The organism is Chryseobacterium sp. C3, from assembly GCF_014218905.1.
Taxonomy (GTDB): Bacteria; Bacteroidota; Bacteroidia; order Flavobacteriales; family Weeksellaceae; genus Chryseobacterium; species Chryseobacterium mucoviscidosis.
In genome coordinates this window covers 137,697-157,650 of the sequence record NZ_JACLCU010000001.1, presented here as the reverse complement: position 1 = coordinate 157,650, position 19,954 = coordinate 137,697, and the positions used below count along the sequence as shown (strand labels likewise).

Below are 19,954 nucleotides of genomic sequence, written 5' to 3'. Positions count from 1 at the left end.
ACTTAAAAAATTCACCAGACTGTTAAATACTTATTACGGTGGTTATTAGCTTAGGTAAGTATATACAATTCTACACTAAGTGACTTTATTATTCCTTTTTAAAGATTCCTTTTATACTCTTATCAAAGTCTGTACATTCTGAAATATACTTCGCTTTGATAACTTTTACATCATGTATTGATATTATTTTCTCTGTATCAACCTTTAAGTCCGGATGATTTTCTTTTATATCTGCTATATCAAAATAGATACTTCCTTTATCGGTTATATTTTTAACATTTTTGTGTTTTAATTGTTTTGGTGTCATTTTTTTAGTTATTAGATATTATCGGCTATATTAAATTAAAACTTTTTTATCACATAGCTTTAGCCATTAACTACAAAAATGAAAAAAATTATATTATTAATTTATGATTCAAATATATATTATTATTTATTACTCAAATAATTAAATATTTAAACTAAAAAACAATATAACGTAGTAAATAAATTAGTTTTTATCCTGAACTAAATCTTTATATTTCGTCCTCACTTCACTGTTTGTAAGAAAATACCTGAATTTATCACCATCTGATATTTCCCTTAAATTAAATTTATATACGAATTCGTCTACATACTTCTGAAGATGCTTTTTAGAAACATGGTTATAAGTTCCGTTCAGAGAATTTTTTAAAATTTTCCACGAACCTTCAATAGTATTGGTATGAATACTACTGTCTGCAGAATTTACATATTCTTTTTTAGAGTGATCCACTATTTTATGATCGTACGTCTTACATAATCTGCTATAACCCCACCATTCATCACTGATTAGTCTGGTATTTTCAGGAATTATAAATTTATAAATCAGGGGCTGAATACTCAGTTTCTTGGTATCATCTACTACAAAAGCATTCATTTTGCCTCCTCTCTGCAACATTCCCATTACCGGCACTTTGTCTTTATAATTTCTTCCCTGCGAATTTTTTACTTTTTTATTTTTATGTCTGTTTTTATTTTTTCCACCGATAAAAGTTTCATCACACTCTACAGTTCCTTCCAATTCATTATGATTTTCAATTCCAAAGCAGGCGCGTATTCTTTGCAGCATAAACCAGGCTGTTTTTTGTGTTACATCAATATCTTTTGCAAGCTGTAGAGAACTTATTCCTTTTTTGTGGGAAGTTATCAGCCAGATCGCCAGAAACCACTTCTGTAGGCTAATTTTGGAATTTTCAAACATAGAGCCGGTTTTGGCATTGAAATATTTTCCTGTATTTTTACATTTATATCGATTTTTACTACATTTATATACTTGAGATTCAGAATCGAAAGGACTCTCTATTATTCCTCCCCATCTCATCTGTTCAAGATAATCGATACATTTTTCCTCCGTTGAAAAAGTCTGCAGCAATTCAAGTACAGACTTTATATTAGTGTTTATCATGGTATAGTAAATATTAAGTTTACATTATGAAAGATGCAATCTATTTAGTAATGGTTCACTCATAAGAGAAAAATTAACATTTTTTTATATTTTTCCCTTTATAGTGTAAAAACGTAAGTAATTACCAAAAATTATATCAGCCTGTAATCCGCCAAAAATTCGTAATTTTGTTAGTCTTAATTTTACTATGGCTTATACAACAGATATAGATATTAAAAAACAGATTTTCGTTAAGAATGCACATCTTAATAATCTGAAACACATAGATGTTCTTATCCCGAAAAACAAACTCATTGTTATTACAGGAGTTTCCGGAAGCGGAAAATCTTCATTAGCGTTTGATACCATTTACGCGGAAGGACAGCGAAGATATGTAGAGAGTTTAAGCTCTTACGCACGTCAGTTTTTAGGAAAATTAGAAAAACCTAAAGTTGACGATATCAAAGGTTTGGCACCTTCTATTGCCATTCAGCAGAAAGTAATTTCTTCGAATCCCAGATCTACGGTAGGAACTTCTACGGAGATCTACGATTACATGAAGCTTCTTTTCGCAAGAATCGGGAAAACATTTTCTCCGGTTTCAGGTGAAGAGGTGAAAAAAGATTCAGTTTCCGATGTCGTGGATTTTATCAAATCTTCAAAAAAAGAAACTTCGTTTTTATTAACGGCTCCTTATGATTACGATGCTGCAAATTTTGGTGAAAATTTAAACGTTCTGAAATTAGCTGGTTTTACAAGACTCGAAATCAATGGCAATGTTGCAGGAATTGAAGATCTCGAAAGTTTTGGTTTTACTCCCGAAAAAGGAATGGAAATCAATCTGGTTATCGACCGTTTTACTTACGAGGAAGATGAAAGTTTTCTTCAGCGTTTGGCAGATTCTATTCAGATGGCTTTCTATGAAGGTCGCGGATATTGTTCATTGAAAAACGTAGATACCGGAAAGATCAAAGAATTTTCAAATAAATTTGAATTGGATGGAATCGAATTTTTAGAGCCGAATGTCCATTTTTTCAGTTTTAACAATCCTTACGGAGCCTGTCCGACTTGTGAAGGATACGGAAAAGTCATCGGAATTGATGAAGATCTTGTAATTCCCAACAAAACATTGTCCGTTTTCGAAGATGCGGTTGCTTCATGGAAAGGCGAAAGCATGAGCGAATGGAAAAAAGATTTCATTAAAAAAGCAAAAGATTTCCCGATTCATAAGCCTTATCATCAGTTAACCAAAGAACAGAAAAAATATCTTTGGAAAGGAGACGGAAAAAGCACGTTCCCATCGATTGACAATTTCTTTAAAATGCTTGAGGAAAACCTCTATAAAATTCAGTATCGTGTAATGCTTTCCCGTTATCGCGGAAAAACACTCTGCCCGACTTGCGAAGGTTTGAGACTTCGTGAAGAAACGAGCTGGGTGAAAATCGACGGACACAATATCCAATCGATGATCGAGCTTCCTCTGGATGAGCTTTTCCCTTTAATTAAAAGTTTAAAATTATCCGAACACGATCAGGAAGTTGCCAAAAGATTATTGTACGAAATTACAACCCGACTGGAGTTCTTGTTAAAAGTTGGTTTAGGCTATTTAACCTTAAACAGAACATCCAATACACTTTCCGGTGGTGAAAGTCAGAGAATTAATCTTGCAACAAGTTTAGGAAGTTCTTTGGTGGGTTCCATTTATATTCTGGATGAGCCTTCAATCGGACTTCACTCAAGAGATACGGAAAATTTAATTGAAGTTTTACAGAATCTGCGTGACCTTGGCAATACGGTAATCGTTGTGGAACATGACGAAGACGTGATGAAAGCAGCGGATTACATTATTGATATTGGTCCTGAAGCAGGTTATCTTGGCGGAGAATTGGTTTTCGCAGGAGATTACAAAGAGCTGAAAGATGCAGATACGTTAACTTCAAAATATCTTACCGGAAGACTGGAAATTGAAGTTCCCAAAAAGCGGAGAAAAGGTAAAGAATGGATTCACATAAAAGGAGCAAGACAAAATAATCTTAAGAATATTGATGTTGATGTTCCTCTGGAAAATCTTGTTGTAATTTCGGGGGTTTCAGGAAGCGGAAAATCAACTTTAATGAAGGAAATTCTTACCAATGATATCCAGATTCAGCTTGGAATGGGCGGTAAAAAAGGAGATTATGATTCTGTTGAATTTCCCAAAAAACTGATCCAGCATATTGAACTCATCGACCAGAATCCTATCGGAAAGTCTTCAAGATCCAATCCTGTAACGTATCTGAAAGCATACGACGACATCCGAGATCTTTTCGCCAAGCAGAAAGTGGCAAAAATGATGGGCTACAAACCGAAACATTTTTCCTTCAACGTAGATGGCGGAAGATGTGATGAATGTAAAGGAGAAGGTGTCATCAACGTTTCCATGCAGTTTATGGCAGATATTGAGCTTGAATGTGAAGTTTGTAAAGGAACCCGCTTCAAAAGCGAAATTCTGGAAGTAAAGTACGATGAAAAAAACATTTCAGATATTCTTCACATGACCGTGGATGAAGCTTTGGAATTTTTCAAAGATAATAAGGAAGAAAAGATCGCAACCAAATTAAAACCTTTACAGGATGTAGGTTTAGGATATTTGCAGTTGGGACAGAGCTCTTCTACCCTTTCCGGTGGTGAAGCACAGCGTGTAAAACTGGCATCCTTCCTTGTAAAAGGGGTTACAACAGATAAGACGTTATTTATTTTTGACGAACCTTCAACGGGACTTCATTTCCATGATATTCAGAAATTGCTGAAGTCTTTACAGGCTTTGATTGATCTGGGACATTCTGTAATCGTGATTGAACATCAACCCGATATCATTAAATCCGCAGATTACATCATCGACATCGGTCCTGAAGCCGGAAAACACGGCGGTGAGGTTGTCTTCACCGGAACTCCCGAAGAACTGGCAAAAAATAAGAAATCTCATACAGCGAAGTATATTAAAGAAAAGCTGGAAAACTAAATAAAAACAGCGAGTACAATTGCTCTCTGTTTTATATATTAAAATTGAGTCTGTTTAAACTTTTTATTTAACCACAAAAGTCACAAAAGATGACTAAACTTTTATTTAAATTTGATCATTATCAATGAAAAAGTTCACAATAGTTTTTAAAAATCTTTGATTTTTATTCTTTTGAGCGCTTTGATTATTAATGAAATTCGCTTTAACATTGTCTTTTGTGCCTTTTGTGGTTAATTCTGAAATTATTTTAAACAACTTTAATTGTTTAAAATAAAATATCAGAAAGCTCTATGGAGTTTTATCTGTGTAAACAACATATAATGATGACGTTTGGCGTTCCGTAGGAACGCTATCTTTAGCTTATTTATCGTAATATAGATATCATTTCTTGTTTCTTCTGCTTTTGAAGGAGCAAAAATTCTTACTTTAAAAACAACTTCACACATTTAACTTTACCATGAAATATAATTCCTTTTTTTTATTTTTAACTGGTTAGATAATGCTGAGCTGTTCAACGAAAAAAAATACAAATCCGAACAGCATTTATCCTATAAAATTAGATACTCTGACTATGTTTGATAAATCAAGAAACAGGAAAATTCCGGTCGCTTATTTCAGTCCCAAAACATCAGAAAAAATTTCAAAACAACAGATTGTCATTTTCAGTCACGGTTATGGTGCCAATACTGGGGGAGATTATTTAAAGTATTCCTACTTAACAAAGAATATGGCTTCAAAAGGATATTTTGTGGTAAGCATTCAGCATGAGCTTCCAACAGATCAGCTCATTCCTTCAGAAGGAAAACCTCAAATCGTAAGAATGCCTTTCTGGAAACGTGGTGCAGAAAATATTCTGTTTGTTTTGAATGAGCTTAAAAAGATACAACCGGAGCTTGATTATAAACATCTTACTTTAATAGGACATTCGAACGGCGGAGATATAACGGCTCTTTTCGCCAATAAGTATCCTAATTTTGTATATAAAATCATCACAATGGATAATCGCAGAATGTATCTGCCAAAAACTTTGATTCCGAAAATTTATACTTTACGCTCAAACTACTATCCTGCCGATGAAGGCGTTTTACCCACAATGGAAGAGCAAAAAAAATTTCATATTACGGTTCAGGCAACCACGATTAATCATGGAAAAATGGATGATAAGGCAAATGACAATGAAAAAGCAACTTTAAATCTTTTTATCGAACAATTTTTGCGTGAAAAATAACCTTGAGATTTATTAACACAAAGATAACACACAGTTGTAAATTTTAACATTAAGTGTATTGTTTGGCATAAAATTTATTCCTACATTTACTATGAAATACAACTGAAGTGGAAACATATTTTGCTTTTTTCAACTCTGAAATCGCAATTAAATTTATAAAAATTTAAGCACAGCATTGTCGGCTGTGCTTTTTTATTGTTGTCTAATTAAAAAAATGAGATGTATTTATCTACTGGATCTGCTCCTAAAGAGCAGATTCTTTTATTTTTAATCTGGTTTTCAAAAGCACCATAAAAATAAAAAACCGGAAATTCAATGAATTTCCGGTTGTTAAAAAAACTTGCTAAATATTAATGAAATTAATTACGATTTCAGGGTCCAGATTGAACCATTTTTGGTGGTAAGCTTTTCAAGCGTTCCTTTGTCGGAAAGCTCATTTAATAATCTTTCGCTTTCTTTTCTCGGCGTTCCCGATAATTCTGAAAATTCTTTTGCGGTAAGCGAATTATACTTTGCAAAAAGACTTTCCCAGTTTTTGTAATATTCAGATTTCTTGGTGTCAGAATTTACTCTCAGAACAGCAGTTTCGTAGAATGCATACGGTTTTGAGCCGTAAACAATCTCTCTCTTTCCGGCATTATTGGTAAAAAACATCGTAGGAAATCCACGAACCCCCATTTCTCTTGCCAGTTTCAGATCTTCCTGAAAAAGCTCTTTTCCTCTTCCTTCAAAGTCTTTTTTCAACTGATCTGTATTTAATCCTACTTTTTGGGCAGCTGTTGCAATATGTTCCCATTTTGCAATATTTTTCTTCTTTAAAAACACCATTTCACGAAGTTCTCTCATGAAATCCAGTGCTTTTTCTATGTCCTGCATCTGTGCTGCTTTAAAGGCAATGGAAGGCGGATAAGAAGAATCCAGCGGATCCTGTAACCATATATCTCCGTCAATCGGCATATCGTAGTACAAGCTTACTTCATCCCAATGATGTGCTACGTCCGAAGGTTTGCTTATTCCTCCGCTGTTATAGCTCCAGTCCGGAAGAAGACCTCCCATTCTGTATTCTATATCTACATTATCTCCGTATTCCAGTTTTAGTTTTCTGAGTTGAGGTTCAATTCCCCAGCAAGAAGAACAGATAGGGTCTGTAAAATAAATAACTTTTACAGATTTTTCGTCAGTTTTTACATCAATATTCCCAATATCAAATTTCTCTCCGGGAACTTCACAAACTCCTGTTGCCGGATCGCATAATAGCGGATTTGCAGATCTGTTTTCCATTTTTTTACTTTTATCACTTTGTCCGTTACAACTGCTTAAAGCCGCCGTGAGGAACACAAATGTTAGTATTTTATTATTTATCATTTTTTGTGATGATAAAGGTTTCACACTTTTTAATGTTACCACAAATCTAATATTTAATCATCATACTTTTGTAATTGATTTCCTTTTAGAAACTGGTTTCCTCGAGGAAACTACCTTACTGTTTTTTTATTATCTTTACAGGAATATAATTTATTTTAAAATCATGAAAAAAGAAGCTAACCTGAACATCACTCCTATCTGCAAAAACCGTATGAATGCCATCAAAGATTCAATGGAAATTTTATCGGGAAAATGGAAGTTTCATATTCTGGGAACTTTAATGCAAAGCGAAAAAATGCGTTTTATGGATCTTTTAAGAGAAATTGACGGAATTGCTGCCAAAATGCTTTCAAAAGAACTTCAGGATATGGAAATCAATCATCTCATCAAACGTACTGTTTTAGACACAAAACCTGTAACTGTGGAATATGAAATCACAGAATACGGAAAAACCATTGAGCCGATTATTGATGAGATTGCCAAATGGGGAATTGAGTACCGAAAGTCTCTATATCAAAAAACCGACAAATAGATTTTGCCGGTTGAAAAAACAAAAATTGATATGGATATGATTGATATGTGTTTTAGTACTTAACTTTTTAATTGAAACAAATTTATATTTATTTAGACTTAATAAAAATAATATTTGAATGACATTTGTCACTTTAAAGAAATTTGCAATCAAAAAAGTCTAAAAGAAACTTAGGCGTTGGAAATTAAATGATTTTAACTTCGGGAAAGCTGATCTAATTTTTTAAGCAAGGTCGGAATTCTGAAATTTCCGTGCATTTGTTCAACTTTTTGTTTTATTTCATCTACATCTGCTCCTTTTGCAGTGACGAATAAAGGTGTTTTACTTTCTCCGCGATAAACTGTTCTTCTCCGTGAATCTGGTGTATTAAAACCGTTCTTTGCAATTCCGACCACCGTAAATTTTTGGTCTAAAGCTTCGTAAAGATGCCCTCCAAGTCCTATTTTTCCTTCTTCATCCAAAGTTACGTAGCCATCAATAATGATAACATCGCCTTGCTGAAGTTGAATTTTATTTAAAAGACTGAGAATACACGGCAATTCTCTCTTGTAAAAGGCTCCGCTTTCGTAATCGGAAGTAATTGATGTTTTTTCTGTAAAAATTTCTGCTTCCTGTTCAGAATTCCAATCCTGAAAGACTAAACAGACTGTATGGGCATAATCGTCGTAATAATAGGTATCGAAAGCGTAAATCATTTTTCGTTTTGTCGTTGATTAATTGTTTTTAAATGATGGTAATGTATTTTTCTCTTAGTTACAATTGATTAAAAAAATTCTCCGAAATGCCACAAAACTCCGCAAGGATCATAAACAAAACATTCTTTGCCCCAATCCATCGTTCTCACAGGAACTATTTTTACTTTTTCGTATTTCTCCTGAAGATTTAAACTGATAAGTTCCTGATAAAATTCGTCTGTATTTTCAACTTCCACAAAAAGCATGGTATTATCAATCCAGTCTTTTACATAGGCATCCTGAAGATAAAAAGCAGTCTCATTCCATTTAAACAGAGACATTTTAGCATTCAGAATCACTTCTTCAAAACCCAGATCACGGTAAAAACGCCTGCTGGTTTCAAAGTTTTCAGAGCCTATAAAAGGACGCATTGATTTTATATTCTGTTTCATATTATCTGTTTTTCCAGTAATTATAAGTCATTTCAAATTTTATTTCATTCTTTCCGTGAACTCCGTTTGCTGTCCATCCGGATTTTCTGTAAAATGTTTCAGCTCTTGTATCTGGAGAAGTTCCCAGCCAGATTTTATCATTCGTCTGGTCAAAATACCAGTTCAGCATCGTATCATGAAGTTTTCTTCCGATTCCTCTGTTTTCAAATTCCGGATGAACAAAAAGCGCCCAGATGCTTTTCTCTTTCATATCTACAATTCCGAATCCCACAATTCTGTCGTTATCTTCACAAACCCAGCCTTTTCCTCTGTTAAAGAGAAAATCCTCACAATCCTGATCTGTCACAAGGTTGGGATCAGATAAAATGTTTTCTTTAACCGAATTTCTTACGATCTGGATCTGCGGAATATCTTTCCACTCAGCTTCACGGATTTTCATGTAAATTTTAATTTAACTAAAAAGGCAAACCGCTGATCTGCTAATTTGCCTTTTGTTCTGTATTTTTTGATTCAATTATTTCTTATCAACAACGATTCTTTCTGGTCTGTTGGCAATTTCCCAAGCGGTTGTGAAAACTAACTGAGTTCTTTTTGCCAGCAGATTATAATCTATTTTCTCTACATCATCCGTTGGTTTGTGGTAATCTTCGTGGATGCCATCAAAGAAAAATGCTACCGGAACATTATTTTTAGCAAAATTATAGTGATCTGATCTGTAATACAGTCTTTCCGTATCATTCGGATCGTCATACTTATAATTCAGCTCAAGATTGTTGGTCTTTTTGTTTGCCGCTTCATTAATTACTTTTAACTGAGAACTCAGCATTTCAGAACCAATAACGTAAACATACTGTTTTCCTCTGTTTTCCGGATCATCACGACCGATCATATCAATATTCAAATCTACAACCGTATTTGCCAGAGGAAAAACCGGATTGTCAGTATAAAATTCAGAACCAAATAAACCATGCTCCTCTCCTGTTACATGAAGGAATAAAATGGATCTTTTAGGACCGTTTCCTGCTTTTTTAGCTGCCTGAAAAGCCTTTGCAATCTCCATTACAGCTACCGTTCCGCTTCCGTCATCATCTGCTCCGTTGTAAACCACTCCGTTTCTCGTTCCCACGTGATCATAATGACCGGAGATCACCACAATTTCTTCTGGTTTTTCAGATCCTTCGATAAAGGCTAAAATATTTTCGGAGTCAGGAAGATTTCCGCCACCTCTTTTCTTCATAAAATCTGCCGGAACCTTTTGATAGTAAGATCCCAAAGCTTTAGGATAAGAAATTCCCAAGCCTTTATAGTAATTCACCATGTATTCTCCTGCTCTTTTCTGTCCCGGACTTCCCGTATCTCTTCCCTCCATTTCATCGGAAGCAATAACGTATAAGTTTTTCTTTAGATCTTCTGCTTTAATTTCCTTATAGGCAGATAGAAAAGCTTTATCACCTTTGGATGAAGATGAAGTCTGGACTGCTCCTGCATCGGCTGCATTTTTTGCCGTTCCGCAGCTTACCAGTACAGCAAGTGAAAATAGTGGAATGAATAATTTTCTCATTATGGAATAATTTGCCTAAAAATAACAAAAAATATTTAATCTTTTACGGATTGCTATTTTTCTTATATTTGAAATAAATGCAAAAAGCATGGAGAATATCTACGGATTCAATCATTACTCTTTTTTTACCGAAATGTCTGAACTTGCTGTGAAAAACAATAGCTTTGACCTGTCTTTGGGCTTGCCGGATTTTGATATTGATTACCGTCTGAGAGAATACCTTAAAGAAGCTGCTGATCTCAATATTCATCATTATGAACCACTTGCAGGAAATCCGCTGTTGATAAAAAATATAATCTCTTTTAATCTTAACAGAAAAAACAGCATCCGATTACAGGAAAATGAAGTAACCGTTGTCCCCTGTGCAACCTTTGCTTTATATACTTCCCTTAAATCTATTCTGAATCAGGGAGATGAAGTTATTGTCATTCAGCCTTCTTATTATACGTATGGTCCATCCATTTTCCTGAATGGAGGCATTCCTGTTTATTATGATCTTGATAATAATTTTTCGGTAAATTGGGAAAAACTGAAAAATTGTATTTCTGAAAAAACAAAAGCCATTATTGTAAATTCTCCACAAAATCCAACCGGAAAAATATGGTCTGAACAGGATTGGAATCAATTATACAGCATTATTAAACATCAGGAAATTTATCTGATTTCAGAAGAAATTTACGATACGTATTGTTTTGACGGAAAGGAACATTACAGTTCGTTTCTTCATCCTGAACTGAAAAAAAGAACTTTCTGTATTTTTTCTTTTGGAAAAATGTTTCATTCTACCGGATGGAAAGTCGGCTATCTTTTAGCACCTGAAGAATTAACGGCAAAATTCCGCTGTCATCAGCAATACATTTCTTATAGCGCAAATGCGCCCTGTCAGTACGCAATAGCCAAATATCTGGAAGTTTTTGATGCTTCGGAAAATCATACTGTAATGCAAAAAAAGCGTGATCTTTTTAATGAACTGATTAAAGAAACACCTTTCACTGTGGAACAAAAAGCAGAAGGTGCCGTTTTTCAAATCGTGAATTTCAGAACCGTTTCGAAAACAATGACGGATGTAGAATTCTCAAAATGGCTGACCATCGAAAAGAAAGTCGCATGTCTGCCTTTATCCGCATTTTACAATTCCAGACAGAATTCAGATTATATCCGTTTCAGTTTTGCTAAAAATGATGATCTGATTACTAATGCGCTTGAGTATTTGAAAAAGAATCTTTAAAATTACTGTCAGTGTAAAGATCTTCATTTCTTTATTTTTAGATTTCTCCTTTGTCAAAATGACATCAGGAAATATTTTATTTTGTTGATTGAACAGATTTCTTGGCAGGAAAATTTAAATGATATTTAAAACAAAAGCACCGCATTACGCAGTGCTTTCTATATTTAAGGTTGATTTTTTAAAGAGATAATACTCTCACATCAATTCTTCTGTTTTTTGCCATACATTCGTCCGTATCGTTGGCTGCGCAAACAGGATGCTGAGAACCGTATCCTTCTGCTTCTACCCTGTCTCCGGAAATTCCCAATTCAAGCAGTTTCAGTTTTGCAGTCTGAGCTCTCAGATTGGAAAGCTTCTGGTTGCTCTCTTCATTTCCTGAATTATCGGTATAGCCTCCCAATTTAATTTTTAAAGTTGGATAGGCATTCATAATTTCAACTAAATTTAATAGCTGGACTTCAGAACCCGCTTTTAAATCACTGGAACCTGTCTCAAAGTAAAGATTTTCTATCGTAAACCATTTATTCGGATCCAAAATTCCCTGATCTTTATTTTTAACCGAATTGTACATCTGATACAACTGGCTTCGTTCTCCTATTTTTATTTTTTTTCCGCCTTTTAGTTCTATCTCCTGAATATTTCCTGTGTCATAAACAAAATCTCCGCTTTCATTAACATAGCCTTTTATTTCCTGCGGAACAACGGCTGTTGATCCTGTCTGATTAGTTAATGAAACTGCTGAAACTCCTGTTAAAGCTTCAATTTTAGCTTTTCTGTTAGCCTCAATTTTGTCTTTATGCATTACTGCCAATGTAGGAGCAATTACGAGAGAAACAATAGACATCAGTTTGATCAGAATATTCATTGAAGGTCCTGAAGTATCTTTGAACGGATCTCCCACCGTATCTCCCGTTACGGAAGCTTTATGGGGTTCAGAACCTTTGTAATAAGTCTTTCCGTTGATATCTACTCCTTTTTCGAAAGATTTTTTAGCATTGTCCCAAGCTCCGCCTGCATTATTCTGGAACATTCCCATTAAAACACCGCTTACTGTAGCTCCGGCAAGAAAACCTCCCAAAACTTCAGGTCCGAAAATAAACCCGATGAGCAAAGGGGAAACGATGGCAATAGCTCCGGGAAGCATCATTTTTCTGATGGAAGCATCGGTTGAAATAGCTACACATTTTTCGTATTCCGGTTGCGCTTTTCCTTCCAGAATTCCCGGAATTTCGCGAAATTGTCTTCTAACTTCTTCTACCATTGCCATTGCAGCCTGTCCAACCGCAGTGATTGCCAGAGATGAAAAGATAAAAGGTATCATTCCGCCGACAAATAATCCGGCAAGAACATCGGCTCTGTAAATATCAATTCCGTCGATTCCTGCAATCCCAACAAAAGCCGCGAATAAAGCTAAAGCCGTTAAAGCAGCAGAAGCAATCGCAAAACCTTTTCCTGTGGCTGCCGTTGTATTGCCTACTGCATCCAAAATATCTGTTTTTTCACGTACTTCTTTTGGAAGTTCGCTCATTTCGGCAATTCCTCCTGCGTTGTCTGCAATCGGCCCGAAGGCGTCAATAGCGAGTTGCATTGCTGTTGTCGCCATCATTCCGGCCGCTGCGATGGCAACGCCGTACAATCCGGCGCAAAGATATGAACCATAAATTCCTCCTGCCAAAACAATAATCGGAAGCAATGTAGATTCCATTCCTACAGAAAGACCTCCGATAATATTGGTGGCATGACCTGTTGAAGATTGTCTAACGATGCTCGAAACCGGTCTTTTACCCATTGCGGTATAATATTCTGTGATGATGCTCATTAAAGTACCGACAACCAGTCCTACCATAATCGCCCCAAAAACACCCATTTTAGAGAATTCATGTCCTCGGAGAACCATCTTGTCCGGTAGAATATAATTTACCAAAAAATAAGAAGCTATTGCCGTAATTACAATGCTTCCCCAGTTTCCAAGGTTTAAAGCATTCTGTACGCTTGAAGTGGAAGAGTCTTCATTATCATTAATTCTTACAAACAGGGTTCCTATTATTGAAAAAATAATTCCTGTTCCGGCAATCAGCATTGGGAGAAGAATCGGGGCAAAACCACCGAAAGAATCTTCAGAAATGGTTTCTCTTCCCAAAACCATGGTTGCTAAAACTGTTGCTACGTAAGAACCGAATAAATCGGCTCCCATTCCGGCAACATCTCCTACGTTGTCTCCTACGTTATCTGCGATAGTTGCAGGATTTCGAGGATCGTCCTCGGGAATTCCGGCTTCTACTTTTCCTACCAGATCGGCACCTACATCTGCTGCTTTGGTATAAATTCCGCCACCCACTCTTGCAAAAAGGGCAATGGATTCAGCTCCCAGAGAAAATCCTGTAAGAATCTCAATCGTCCTTTCCATTTCGTGGGAATCCACGGTTGCGTCGGGTGCAAAAATCTGTTTGATGATTAAAAATAAAGCTCCCAATCCTAAAACAGCCAAACCGGCAACGCCCATTCCCATAACGGAACCTCCGGTAAAAGAAACTTTTAAAGCTTTTGAAAGTGATGTTTTGGCAGCCTGTGCGGTTCTTACGTTGGCTTTTGTAGCGATTTTCATCCCAATGAAACCCGCAGATGCGGAAAATATTGCTCCGACTACAAAGGCAATCCCGATACTCCAGTGGGAGTTGGCATTGCTCATCCCCATCACTGCTAAAAGAATCGCTACCACGACTACGAAATAGGTTAAAATCTTGTACTCAGCTTTCAGGAAAGCCATTGCACCGTCAGCAATATGTCCGCTGATAATTTTCATTTTTTCATTTCCGGCATCCTGCTTACTTACCCAGTTACTTTGAAAAAAAGTATACAGTAAAGCAATGACACCAAAAATTGGTACTAACACAAATAGATCCATAGTTTAATATTTTTTTGGTAATAGATTATTAAATATAACGAATAATTTCTATGGATTATGTTAAAATCTTTATAAGTGTTTCAAAATTAGCAGTTAAACGATTAAACGGATTGAATTTAATATGCTTGAAGCAACTGATGTAAAATATATGGCTGATTAGAGAAATCAAAAGAACAATGTTACAAAAATTTTTGATGGAATGAAAATCTCTGAGGTTTTGGTTAGCAATCTATTAAGAGTGGCAATTACTAGCCCTGATTGGAACGACATCCTTTTTTGTTGCGGGCGAAGCATAAACTGGAGGTTTACGAACGTAGTTCAGGAGCCCGTAACAAAAAAGATACAGTGGAAAGCAGGAAACAGCTCCTAAAAAAATTAAAAATTGACAATATCACTCTCTTTATTATTATCGAAAGTAGTGATTGCGGAATTTTCAGTAAAAATAAAAAACGATCAAAAAGAAAAAGGATAAACGAAAACCGTCTATCCTTTAATTTATCCGAAATAAAGAGAATTTATCTATCCTCCGTATTTGTTTGAATAATCTTCCTGAGAAGCTTTGATTACTTTCTTAGCATGTTCTGCTCCGTAAACTTCCTGAATTCTGCATTTTGCAGGCTCATCCGGTAAGTTCTTGTAAGTAAGGAAGTAGTGCATTAATCGTTTCACTTCTGCTTCCGGCAGTTCTGAAATATCTCTGAAATGTCCGAATGCGTGATCTCCGATCATTACGGCAACAATTTTATCGTCTGCTTCTCCTCCGTCGATCATTTTGAAACCTCCGATTGGAATAGCTTCCATTAACAAACCTCCTGCGTGAATGTTGTGAGAACTTAAAACGCAGATGTCTAATGGATCATGATCTCCCATCGTAACGTCTGTAGCTCCTCTTTCAACTGCTAAATTCATTACTGCGCTGTCGCAATAGGTTCTTGGAACAAAACCGTATAATGCCGGAATAATATTTGAGAATTTCTGAGGCCTGTCTACCTTTAAAAATCCTGTTTCTTTATCTACTTCGTATTTAATAGTGTCTGAAGGAACGATCTCCACGAAAACATTTACAACATTTGGCGCATCTTCTCCTGCAGAAATTCCGTGCCATGGATGTGCTTTAAAATTTGGAATCATTATTTAAAATTTATTTTTTTAGTTAAGCTATTATTAAAATTTCTTTTCTTAAATCTTCAATGGTCATAGAAATATAATCTTCTCCTTCCATATAGTTCATCAGAAAAATAGTTTTGAATTCATCAAGGTTTGCGTTTCCGTTGATTCCTTCGTAGGTTCTGTGAAGAAGTTCTATAACTGCGTTTTTGGAATCGACAATGTTTTTCCATGAATTTTTGGTGATGTACAATTGCTGGGAAGCATTATAGTCAAATTCTTCATTGATCGCTTTTTCAGTCAGAAAAATAAATTCATGGGCTGCAAGACCTTTATCAAATCTCTGGATAAGATTGGAAGGTTTTAATCTTTCCATAAAAAGCGTCATTCTTTCGTAAGACTGGGTTTTATTTTCGGAATTGGACTTTACAGAAAGTAATCTGATTTCCTGTTCTTTAAGTTTAATGTAAGTAAATACAAACTGTCTCAGCAAAACCAAAAAAGGTATTGCAATAATCAATGCAAAAGCATAGGGTAAATATCCTGAAAAACTTGTCATAATTTGAGGTAGCAAAATTAGTAATTATTTGGCTATTTTTCTATAGTATGAGCTAATATTTGCTTTTTCGAATTCTGATACGCAATTAACGACAAAATTATAATTAAGTAAAACCCAACCATCATTCTGTTTACTAATGTAGGAAACATTATAAAACGTAATGATACAGTAAGATAAACAACAACATACAGACCTAAAAAAATTAAGCTTTTTCTGTTCTTACTGATGATTAATCTATAATCTAAAATAATAATGATAAAAATTAATAGTAATGGAAAGTAAGATGTATTCCATTCAAACAATATTTTTCCTTTCACACAGTTTACATATTCGCGAAAATTAAATTCATCGGGATTTGAAATCGGGAACAACTGCACTTTTGTAAATTGGTTCATAAACAAAACAGACCACGGGATCTGGTTAAAATACTGTATGATTGCGAAAGTTAATGTAAAATAGCCAAATGAAAATAAAATTTCTTTAGTTTGAAATTTAAAATCCTTTCTGAAAAAGTATACTAGTAAAGATAAAAATGCATAAAAAATAAAATATTCAGGTCTTGTAAGAATACATAAAATTCCAAATATTGTAGAAACAAAAAGATTTCTTTTCATTATTGCAAAATAAAAACTAAGTAATAAAAGTAATGTAGAAAAGCCATCCGGAGTAGCATGTCTTGAGGTATCTAAGAGAGGTTTGAATATTGAGATTAAAATGGTTAAAATAAAAGCCAGATAATTATTTCTAAGTATTTTTATTAAAAAACTAAAAATCAGAATGACGATTAAGACATAGGAAATAATAGTAATAAGAAAAGTAGATGTTGAAGCAGAAAATCCAAATTTAAAAAAGACTGAGTTTATTAAATTGTAAAACGGTTTTACTGTAAATAACTGAAGTTCTTCCTCATACATTTTAGGATTTTCAGATAAATTCTTATAATAACTGTTATCTCCGATGGCTTCCTCTTTCCTTTCCATATTTACCTTACCTACATCTGGATCTTTTTCTCTAAGTTCACTATAAACTTTTTTATGGATCTCTTCAATTTTCATATCAGGGAAATTAGTTTTATATACTAATCCCATGTAAGCTTCAATATCTGAATTGTAATATTGATGAGTATAGAGATAATATGTCATTAAACATAAATAAAGTGATAGTAGAAATTTAATGATTTTATTATTTTTAATTAACATTTTACTTTTGTTTAGTAATTTAATTTTTATAGATTTACAAAACTATAACAAAATAAAAAAATAATCTTTTAATCATGAAAAAAACAATTATTTTAATTGCTCTTGCAGTTAATGGAATCTTCACAGCTCAATCTTGGAATTTAAATGGTAACTCTGGAACTACACCTGGAACAAACTACATTGGAACTTCTGACAATCAGGATTTCGTATTAAAAACCAACAATCAAGAAAGATTAAGAATAAACTCTAGCGGAAATATTGGATTAGCCGGAGCTCCTGCAAACGATATTGCCCTAAAAGTATCGGGGCGAACCCAAGTTTTAACTAATATTTTAAGCGATACCTTTTATGTGGGAAATGAAGGTGCGAATCATGATAATGGAAATTCTCTTGTTTTTCTTCGATACACACAATATCAGCCAAATAATCCAGGAATTATTGACGTAGCAGGATGGGGAACTTCTGCAGCATATGGATGGATCATGTCATTAAGAGCAAACGGAAAACTTTTCTTGGGTACTAATCCAAATAGTTCTTGTACAGATTGTAATGATTATCGTCTTTTTGTAAAAGATGGAATTAGAACCGAAAAAGTAAAAGTAGATATAGCATCATCAAATGGATGGGCAGATTATGTTTTTGATGACACTTATAAATTAATGGATTTAAACAGTTTAGAAGATTATATTAAAACCAATAAACATCTTCCAGAAGTTCCATCAACTGATGAAGCAATAAAAAATGGTATTGAATTAAAAGAAATGAACATTCTTTTGTTAAAAAAAGTAGAAGAATTAACTCTTTATGTAATACAGCAACAAAAGGAGATTCAAAAACTTAAAAATACTGTTAAAAATGATGAAAAATAAAGTACTTCCAATATTATTATTTGCAACATCGTTTTTATTTGGACAGAATAAACTTTATTATGTTGAAATACCTGATGAAAACAATGTTCCAAAAATAACAACAATTGATGGAAAAACGTTTATATCACATAATGATATACAAGTAAGAGATATGCTTTCCAAACATGGAGTCATCAATTTAGAGAAGGCTTTCCCTACATCAAAAATGCCTTATCTAAGAACTATCTATTTATTAGAAACTAAAAGTACAGATTTAATTAGTGACTTAAATAAGTATAAACAATATTTTCCTTACACTGAAGAAACTTATAAAGGAGAAACCTTACTTTATACACCCAATGACTATGATTTGATAGATCCTGTTTATCATCATAGAAATTTTGATTTGATTAATCTCAGAACAGCATGGGATTATAGTACCGGGGATCCAAATTTTAATATTGGGATTTCTGATAGCGGAATTAATACTGCACATGAAGACTTACAAAGTAAAGTAACGATGCTTACAAATGTAAGCGATTGGCATGGAACTTCGGTTGCAGGAATTGCAGCTGCTGCAACTGATAACAATGTTGGTATGGCTGGAATTGGCTTTAATTCAAAAGTGTTATTCAAATATATGTACGATGGTGCTATGATGAATACATTACTTGTTTTATCACAAAATGGAGCAAGAGTAGTAAATGCAAGTTGGTATAACTCATGTTCTTACAGCTCAATAGACCAACTTGTTATTGATGAAGTTCATCAGAATGGAACAGTTATCGTTGTCGCGGCCGGAAATGGAGGAACCTGTGGAGGTCCTGATAATTACGTTTATCCTGCAAGTTACAATCATGTGATAAGTGTTTCATCGGTAGGTTTTGCAAAAGTCGGAAATGTTGCCTGTTGTGGACCTGGTGCAGGACTCCCTTTCAATTGGGAAGATCGTGTAGGAATTGGCCCAGGTGTGAACAATGACAGACATCAAACAAACGATATGGTAGATTTGAGAGCTCCAGGTTATGATGTGGTTTCACTGTTTGATCCCAATTACAATAATCAAGGAACAAAATATACCCATATTTACGGAACATCAATTGCAGCACCACAAGTTTCAGGAGTCGTTAGTTTGATGTTAACTGCAAATAGTTGTTTAAATACTGAAGAGGTTGAAACAATCTTAAAACTTACCTCAGCCCGACTAGATAACATTCAGGAGAATCAACCATACCTAGGAAAACTTGGTGCAGGAAGAATTGATGCGGGTGAAGCTACAAAAATTGCATGGCAAATGAATCCTGCAAACGGAGGTGAAGTATTAATAAAGAATAGAAACTTTGAAAAATGGGACTTTGAGCTTACAAATTCACCCGAATCTATAAGAATTCAAAACGAAAGTTTTACAGAGAATGCAAATGTTAAATTTAAAGCTAAAAAAAGTATAATTTTAGATACAAATACACTTTTGGAGCCAGGAAATGGAAAAAGTCATTATTTCTATATAGAAGATACAAACACTTGTTTTAATTTTAATCCTAATCAAAATAAATCTGTTAATTCGGGAGCAAATGTATCAAAAAATAATTCTTCTAGCATAATCGAAATTAAGAATGAAGATATTACACTTTATCCAATCCCGGCTAAGGATAATCTATTCATTAAAGCTAATAAAGAATTGAAAAATAGCACGATTAAAATATTTGATATGAGTAACAGATTAGTGTTTGAAAGCAATATTTCTATTATAAATACTGCTTCAATAGATATCTCAAAATTATTAAAAGGCACTTATTTTATTGATATTACTAATGATAATTCTAAGTTAAAGTATTTCAAAAAATTCGTTAAGGAATAAAAATATAATTTTATAAACAGAAAGATCGCTTC

17 protein-coding genes are annotated in these 19,954 nt (G+C 34.2%); 6 read left to right on the top strand and 11 right to left on the bottom strand.

The annotated features are described in order from the left end of the window. Positions 1-88: 88 nt before the first annotated feature. Together H6W53_RS00685 and H6W53_RS00680 are read right to left on the bottom strand one after the other, a co-directional pair. Complete coding sequence (locus H6W53_RS00685) at positions 89-307, bottom strand: hypothetical protein (protein WP_185204462.1); 219 nt, start codon at positions 305-307, stop codon at positions 89-91. 183 nt (positions 308-490) lie between these two features. Then, on the bottom strand, positions 491-1,426 hold the full coding sequence (locus H6W53_RS00680) for an IS1595 family transposase (protein ID WP_185204461.1): 936 nt from the start codon (positions 1,424-1,426) through the stop codon (positions 491-493). Positions 1,427-1,613: 187 nt separating this feature from the next. On the opposite strand from H6W53_RS00680, the gene uvrA reads away from it, so the two are divergent. Both uvrA and H6W53_RS00670 read left to right on the top strand, forming a co-directional pair. Next, positions 1,614-4,406: an excinuclease ABC subunit UvrA gene (gene uvrA / locus H6W53_RS00675; protein WP_185204460.1), complete on the top strand. Its 2,793-nt coding sequence runs from the start codon at positions 1,614-1,616 to the stop codon at positions 4,404-4,406. 571 nt (positions 4,407-4,977) lie between these two features. Further along, the gene (locus H6W53_RS00670; protein ID WP_228457725.1) at positions 4,978-5,634 is read left to right on the top strand and encodes an alpha/beta fold hydrolase; all 657 of its coding nucleotides are present in this window, start codon (positions 4,978-4,980) and stop codon (positions 5,632-5,634) included. Between the two features lie 363 nt (positions 5,635-5,997). Here H6W53_RS00670 and H6W53_RS00665 read toward each other — a convergent pair whose 3' ends face one another. Then, positions 5,998-6,915, bottom strand: coding sequence for a ClpXP adapter SpxH family protein (locus tag H6W53_RS00665; protein ID WP_185204458.1), 918 nt, complete (start codon positions 6,913-6,915; stop codon positions 5,998-6,000). Positions 6,916-7,162: 247 nt separating this feature from the next. Here H6W53_RS00665 and H6W53_RS00660 point away from each other — a divergent pair, with 247 nt between their 5' ends. Then, positions 7,163-7,531, top strand: a complete 369-nt coding sequence (locus tag H6W53_RS00660; protein WP_076390327.1) for a winged helix-turn-helix transcriptional regulator — start codon at positions 7,163-7,165, stop codon at positions 7,529-7,531. Positions 7,532-7,725: 194 nt separating this feature from the next. On the opposite strand, the gene H6W53_RS00655 is transcribed toward H6W53_RS00660, so the two are convergent. The 4 genes from H6W53_RS00655 to H6W53_RS00640 all read right to left on the bottom strand — a co-directional run bounded on the left by H6W53_RS00655 (position 7,726) and on the right by H6W53_RS00640 (position 10,218). Next, positions 7,726-8,226, bottom strand: a complete 501-nt coding sequence (locus H6W53_RS00655) for an endonuclease V (protein WP_185204457.1) — start codon at positions 8,224-8,226, stop codon at positions 7,726-7,728. Positions 8,227-8,294: 68 nt separating this feature from the next. Next, positions 8,295-8,657 (bottom strand): glyoxalase, encoded by a 363-nt coding sequence (locus H6W53_RS00650; protein ID WP_185204456.1) that lies wholly within the window; start codon positions 8,655-8,657, stop codon positions 8,295-8,297. A gap of 1 nt (position 8,658) precedes the next feature. After that, on the bottom strand, positions 8,659-9,096 hold the full coding sequence (locus H6W53_RS00645) for a GNAT family N-acetyltransferase (protein ID WP_185204455.1): 438 nt from the start codon (positions 9,094-9,096) through the stop codon (positions 8,659-8,661). 75 nt (positions 9,097-9,171) lie between these two features. Beyond that, a complete protein-coding gene (locus H6W53_RS00640) occupies positions 9,172-10,218 on the bottom strand; it encodes a M28 family metallopeptidase (protein ID WP_185204454.1) in 1,047 nt (348 codons plus the stop codon). A gap of 88 nt (positions 10,219-10,306) precedes the next feature. Between H6W53_RS00640 and H6W53_RS00635 the strand changes: the two genes are divergently transcribed. Beyond that, positions 10,307-11,446 carry an aminotransferase class I/II-fold pyridoxal phosphate-dependent enzyme gene (locus H6W53_RS00635; RefSeq protein ID WP_185204453.1) on the top strand — a complete coding sequence of 380 codons (1,140 nt, stop codon included), beginning with the start codon at positions 10,307-10,309 and terminating at the stop codon, positions 11,444-11,446. Positions 11,447-11,624: 178 nt separating this feature from the next. Here the strand turns inward: H6W53_RS00635 and H6W53_RS00630 are convergent, their stop codons facing one another. From H6W53_RS00630 to H6W53_RS00615, 4 genes are all read right to left on the bottom strand, one after another. Next, entirely contained in the window at positions 11,625-14,351 is a 2,727-nt protein-coding gene (locus tag H6W53_RS00630) for a sodium-translocating pyrophosphatase (RefSeq protein WP_185204452.1), read from the bottom strand. 519 nt (positions 14,352-14,870) lie between these two features. Continuing rightward, positions 14,871-15,482 carry an inorganic pyrophosphatase gene (locus tag H6W53_RS00625; protein ID WP_076390334.1) on the bottom strand — a complete coding sequence of 204 codons (612 nt, stop codon included), beginning with the start codon at positions 15,480-15,482 and terminating at the stop codon, positions 14,871-14,873. A 22-nt stretch (positions 15,483-15,504) separates the two neighbouring features. Beyond that, positions 15,505-16,017 (bottom strand): hypothetical protein, encoded by a 513-nt coding sequence (locus tag H6W53_RS00620; RefSeq protein ID WP_076390335.1) that lies wholly within the window; start codon positions 16,015-16,017, stop codon positions 15,505-15,507. Positions 16,018-16,049: 32 nt separating this feature from the next. Beyond that, positions 16,050-17,216, bottom strand: a complete 1,167-nt coding sequence (locus H6W53_RS00615; RefSeq protein ID WP_185204451.1) for a hypothetical protein — start codon at positions 17,214-17,216, stop codon at positions 16,050-16,052. 74 nt (positions 17,217-17,290) lie between these two features. On the opposite strand from H6W53_RS00615, the gene H6W53_RS00610 reads away from it, so the two are divergent. Together H6W53_RS00610 and H6W53_RS00605 are read left to right on the top strand one after the other, a co-directional pair. After that, positions 17,291-18,085, top strand: a complete 795-nt coding sequence (locus tag H6W53_RS00610) for a hypothetical protein (protein WP_185204450.1) — start codon at positions 17,291-17,293, stop codon at positions 18,083-18,085. After that, entirely contained in the window at positions 18,072-19,922 is a 1,851-nt protein-coding gene (locus H6W53_RS00605; protein WP_185204449.1) for a S8 family peptidase, read from the top strand. The genes H6W53_RS00610 and H6W53_RS00605 overlap by 14 nt, the downstream gene beginning before the upstream one ends. Positions 19,923-19,954: the final 32 nt, after the last annotated feature.

Excerpts from the sequence above, each read along its gene's own strand:
- H6W53_RS00685 (WP_185204462.1), bottom strand. The coding sequence starts at position 307 with ATGACACCAAAACAATTAAAACACAAAAATGTTAAAAATATAACCGAT.
- H6W53_RS00680 (WP_185204461.1), bottom strand. The coding sequence starts at position 1,426 with ATGATAAACACTAATATAAAGTCTGTACTTGAATTGCTGCAGACTTTT.
- uvrA (WP_185204460.1), top strand. The coding sequence starts at position 1,614 with ATGGCTTATACAACAGATATAGATATTAAAAAACAGATTTTCGTTAAG.
- H6W53_RS00670 (WP_228457725.1), top strand. The coding sequence starts at position 4,978 with ATGTTTGATAAATCAAGAAACAGGAAAATTCCGGTCGCTTATTTCAGT.
- H6W53_RS00665 (WP_185204458.1), bottom strand. The coding sequence starts at position 6,915 with ATGGAAAACAGATCTGCAAATCCGCTATTATGCGATCCGGCAACAGGA.
- H6W53_RS00660 (WP_076390327.1), top strand. The coding sequence starts at position 7,163 with ATGAAAAAAGAAGCTAACCTGAACATCACTCCTATCTGCAAAAACCGT.
- H6W53_RS00655 (WP_185204457.1), bottom strand. The coding sequence starts at position 8,226 with ATGATTTACGCTTTCGATACCTATTATTACGACGATTATGCCCATACA.
- H6W53_RS00650 (WP_185204456.1), bottom strand. The coding sequence starts at position 8,657 with ATGAAACAGAATATAAAATCAATGCGTCCTTTTATAGGCTCTGAAAAC.
- H6W53_RS00645 (WP_185204455.1), bottom strand. The coding sequence starts at position 9,096 with ATGAAAATCCGTGAAGCTGAGTGGAAAGATATTCCGCAGATCCAGATC.
- H6W53_RS00640 (WP_185204454.1), bottom strand. The coding sequence starts at position 10,218 with ATGAGAAAATTATTCATTCCACTATTTTCACTTGCTGTACTGGTAAGC.
- H6W53_RS00635 (WP_185204453.1), top strand. The coding sequence starts at position 10,307 with ATGGAGAATATCTACGGATTCAATCATTACTCTTTTTTTACCGAAATG.
- H6W53_RS00630 (WP_185204452.1), bottom strand. The coding sequence starts at position 14,351 with ATGGATCTATTTGTGTTAGTACCAATTTTTGGTGTCATTGCTTTACTG.
- H6W53_RS00625 (WP_076390334.1), bottom strand. The coding sequence starts at position 15,482 with ATGATTCCAAATTTTAAAGCACATCCATGGCACGGAATTTCTGCAGGA.
- H6W53_RS00620 (WP_076390335.1), bottom strand. The coding sequence starts at position 16,017 with ATGACAAGTTTTTCAGGATATTTACCCTATGCTTTTGCATTGATTATT.
- H6W53_RS00615 (WP_185204451.1), bottom strand. The coding sequence starts at position 17,216 with ATGTTAATTAAAAATAATAAAATCATTAAATTTCTACTATCACTTTAT.
- H6W53_RS00610 (WP_185204450.1), top strand. The coding sequence starts at position 17,291 with ATGAAAAAAACAATTATTTTAATTGCTCTTGCAGTTAATGGAATCTTC.
- H6W53_RS00605 (WP_185204449.1), top strand. The coding sequence starts at position 18,072 with ATGATGAAAAATAAAGTACTTCCAATATTATTATTTGCAACATCGTTT.